The sequence below is a fragment of the Parvibaculum indicum genome, from assembly GCF_011762095.1.
Taxonomy (GTDB): domain Bacteria; phylum Pseudomonadota; class Alphaproteobacteria; order Parvibaculales; family Parvibaculaceae; genus Parvibaculum; species Parvibaculum indicum.
On record NZ_JAASQO010000032.1, the window covers coordinates 1 to 3,051 of the forward strand.

At 64.2% G+C, this 3,051-nt stretch carries 3 protein-coding genes and 1 pseudogene; all 4 read left to right on the forward strand.

Features of this window, described 5'->3' with window-relative positions; translation table 11 throughout:
• Positions 1-157: 157 nt before the first annotated feature.
• A pseudogene (locus tag FHS78_RS19140) lies at positions 158-475 on the forward strand (transposase); the annotation flags it as partial.
• Complete coding sequence (gene tnpB / locus FHS78_RS19145) at positions 472-825, forward strand: IS66 family insertion sequence element accessory protein TnpB (protein ID WP_167096111.1); 354 nt, start codon at positions 472-474, stop codon at positions 823-825. The pseudogene FHS78_RS19140 and the gene tnpB, both read left to right, overlap by 4 nt.
• A gap of 54 nt (positions 826-879) precedes the next feature.
• Positions 880-2,478 carry an IS66 family transposase gene (gene tnpC / locus FHS78_RS19150; protein WP_167096113.1) on the forward strand — a complete coding sequence of 533 codons (1,599 nt, stop codon included), beginning with the start codon at positions 880-882 and terminating at the stop codon, positions 2,476-2,478.
• Positions 2,447-3,019, forward strand: a complete 573-nt coding sequence (locus FHS78_RS19155) for a plasmid pRiA4b ORF-3 family protein (RefSeq protein WP_167096115.1) — start codon at positions 2,447-2,449, stop codon at positions 3,017-3,019. Before tnpC ends, FHS78_RS19155 begins: the two co-directional genes overlap by 32 nt.
• The last annotated feature ends 32 nt before the right edge of the window (positions 3,020-3,051 follow it).

The following is a 3,051-nucleotide window of genomic DNA, read 5'->3' on the forward strand; positions in this document are numbered from 1 at the left end:
GTAAGCGGTGTTGTAGCCCCACCTTTCGCATTTTGAGGTGATGATTGATTTTGCTTCCCGTTGATTGGCGGGAAGGAGTTTCTCCATGGAGGCTACATTTGAGGTTCTCCCGAATTCGGGAGTTGATCGTGGCTACCGCAAATGGCCGGATGATGTGAAGGCAGCGATAGTAGCGCAGACGCTGGAGCCAGGGGCGACGGTGAAGGAGGTCGCGCGGCGTCACGGGGTCAAGGCGAACCATCTTTCGGCCTGGCGGACGCTGGCGCGCAAGGGTCGGCTTGTTCTGCCCGAACCGCAGGCGACAGACGAGGTGACGTTTGCGGCGATGATGGTTGCGCCGACGGATAGTGGGCCGGCGCCACGACCTGCCGCGGGACCGGAGATCATGACGGGGACTGTCACGATCCGGCTTGAGCCCGGGGCTTCACCGGAGCGGATCGCGGCGGTCGCGCGCGCGCTTTCGGTGCCGGCATGATCTTCCCGTCGAACCGGGTTCGGATCCTGGTTGCCTCGAAGCCGGTGGACTTCCGCAGGGGGCATGACGGGTTGGCGGCTCTGGTGAAGAACGAGCTGCATAAAGATCCCTTCACCGGGACGGTATTTGTGTTCCGCGCCAGGCGGGCTGACCGTCTGAAGCTGTTGTACTGGGACGGTACCGGGCTGGTGATGGCCTACAAGCGCCTGGAGGAGACGCGCTTCACCTGGCCTGCGATCCGGGACGGGGTGATGGCGCTCAATCACGCCCAGTTCGAGGCGCTCTTTGCGGGGCTGGACTGGCGTAAGGTGAAGGCCCTGGCGGCGCGTCCGCCCGGTGCGGCAGAGTGACTCGGTCGGTTCTTTGAACGGGCCGGGAGGCGCGGTGTCTGGTAGAATTTTGCCATGACGATAGCGGCCGATCTTCCCGATGACATTGACGCTCTGAAGGCGATGGTTCTGGCCGCGCAGTCGCGGGCCGCGCTGCAGGATGATGTGATCGAGCGCAAGGAAGCGCGCCTTGTTCAGCTGGAAAAGCTGGTGGCCGACTTCAGGCGCGCCCTGTTTGGTGCGAGGTCGGAGAAGGCCTGCCCGGAGCAGTTCGCTTTGGCCCTGGAAGACATCGAGACGGCGCAGGCCGCGCTTCATGCCGAAGACGAGGCGGAGGACCGTCTGGCCGGCCGTCCCCCGCGCCGGCGCAAGGCCAATCGCGGATCGCTGCCGAAACATCTCCCGCGTATCGAGGAGGTGATCGAGCCGGCGAGTACGGTCTGCGGCTGCGGCGCGGAGCGGCACGTTATCGGCGAGGATGTCTGCGAGCGCCTCGATATCATTCCGGCCCGGTTCCGGGTGATTGTGACCCGTCGCCCGAAATATGCCTGCCGCGCCTGCGAGGACGGCATCGTCCAGGCGCCCGCGCCGGCCCGGCTGATCCCTGGGGGAATGCCGAGCGAGGCCAGTGTGGCGCATGTGATGGTCAGCAAATACGCCGATTACCTTCCCTTGTACCGTCAGGCGCAGATTTACAGCCGCCAGGGGATCGACCTTGACCGCTCCACGCTGGCCGACTGGGTGGGCCGCGGGGCTTTCGAACTGAGACCGCTGCATGAGGCGCTGCTTGCCGAGCTGAAGCGCTCGTCGAAGCTCTTCATGGACGAAACCCGTGCGCCGGTGCTCGATCCCGGCCGCAGGAAGACCAGGACAGGCTACTTCTGGGCGCTGGCCCGCGATGACCGGCCCTGGGGCGGGAGCGATCCGCCCGGAGTGGTCTTCACCTATGCGCCGGGTCGGGCCGGTCTTTATGCCGAAAGGATCCTTGAGGGCTTCACGGGCACGCTGCAGGTCGATGGCTATACGGGATACAACCGGCTGGCGAGGCGTGCCGGTCAAGGGATCGAGCTGGCCTTCTGCTGGGCCCATGCCAGACGCAAATTGCATGAGGTTGCGCAGGCGGGCAAAGCGCCGATTGCCGAGGAGGGGCTGAGACTGATCAACGCTCTCTACGGAATCGAGAAAGAGATCCGCGGTCAGGATCCGGCCGCGCGTGTCGCACAGCGGCAGGCGCGCTCGAAGCCGGTGCTCGACAGCTTCGATATGTGGCTGATGCAGAACCGGTCGCGCGTGTCATCGAAGTCCCCCCTCGGGGAGGCCCTGAAATACATTGCCCGGCACCGGGACGGGCTGCTCCGCTTCCTTGAGGATGGGCGGATCGAACTCGACAACAACACGGTCGAGCGCAGTATCCGGCCGATCGCATTGACGCGGAAGAATGCTCTGTTTGCCGGTCATGAGGCGGGGGCTGAGAACTGGGCGATGATCGCCTCGCTCATCGAGACCTGCAAACTCAATGCGGTCGACCCTCATGCCTGGCTGAGCGATACCTTCAAGGCCATTGCGGGTGGACACCGGCAATCCGATATCGACGCGCTGCTGCCCTGGAACTACAAGGGAAGCTGGCAGCGGGAGGACGGCCATGAGCATCGTCGAGATCAAGGTCACGCTTGAACATATCGAGCCCCCGGTCACCCGCACTCTGCAGGTCCCCGTCGCAATCCGCCTCGACCGGCTACATCTGACCCTGCAGGCCGCCATGGGCTGGACCAACTCGCATCTCTACATGTTCGAGGCGGGCGGCGCGACATGGGGGCTGCCCGATCCAGACTTCGGCGGCGAGGACCTGCCTGCCAACAAGACGACCCTGGCCCAGTTGATCGAGGACACCGGGGCGCGGACCATCCGCTACATCTATGACTTCGGAGACAGCTGGGAGCACAGCCTGTCGGTCGGCAAGGTCACCGACGCCGTTCCCGGCGACCTCTACCCCCGGCTGACAGACATCTCGGGCAGATGCCCGCCTGAAGATGTCGGCGGCATTCCCGGGTATGAAGAGTTCCTTGAGGCCATGGCAGATCCCGAACACCCCGAACATGCGGATCTGCAGGAATGGTATGGAGCTACCTTTGATCCCATCGTGCCCCCGGCCGATGAACTCCGTCTCGAAGTCCTCAAGCTCGCGAAACGCTGGAAGCCGAAAACAAGCCGGTGAAATGGGCGGGGTGTGACCGGAACACCGCTTAC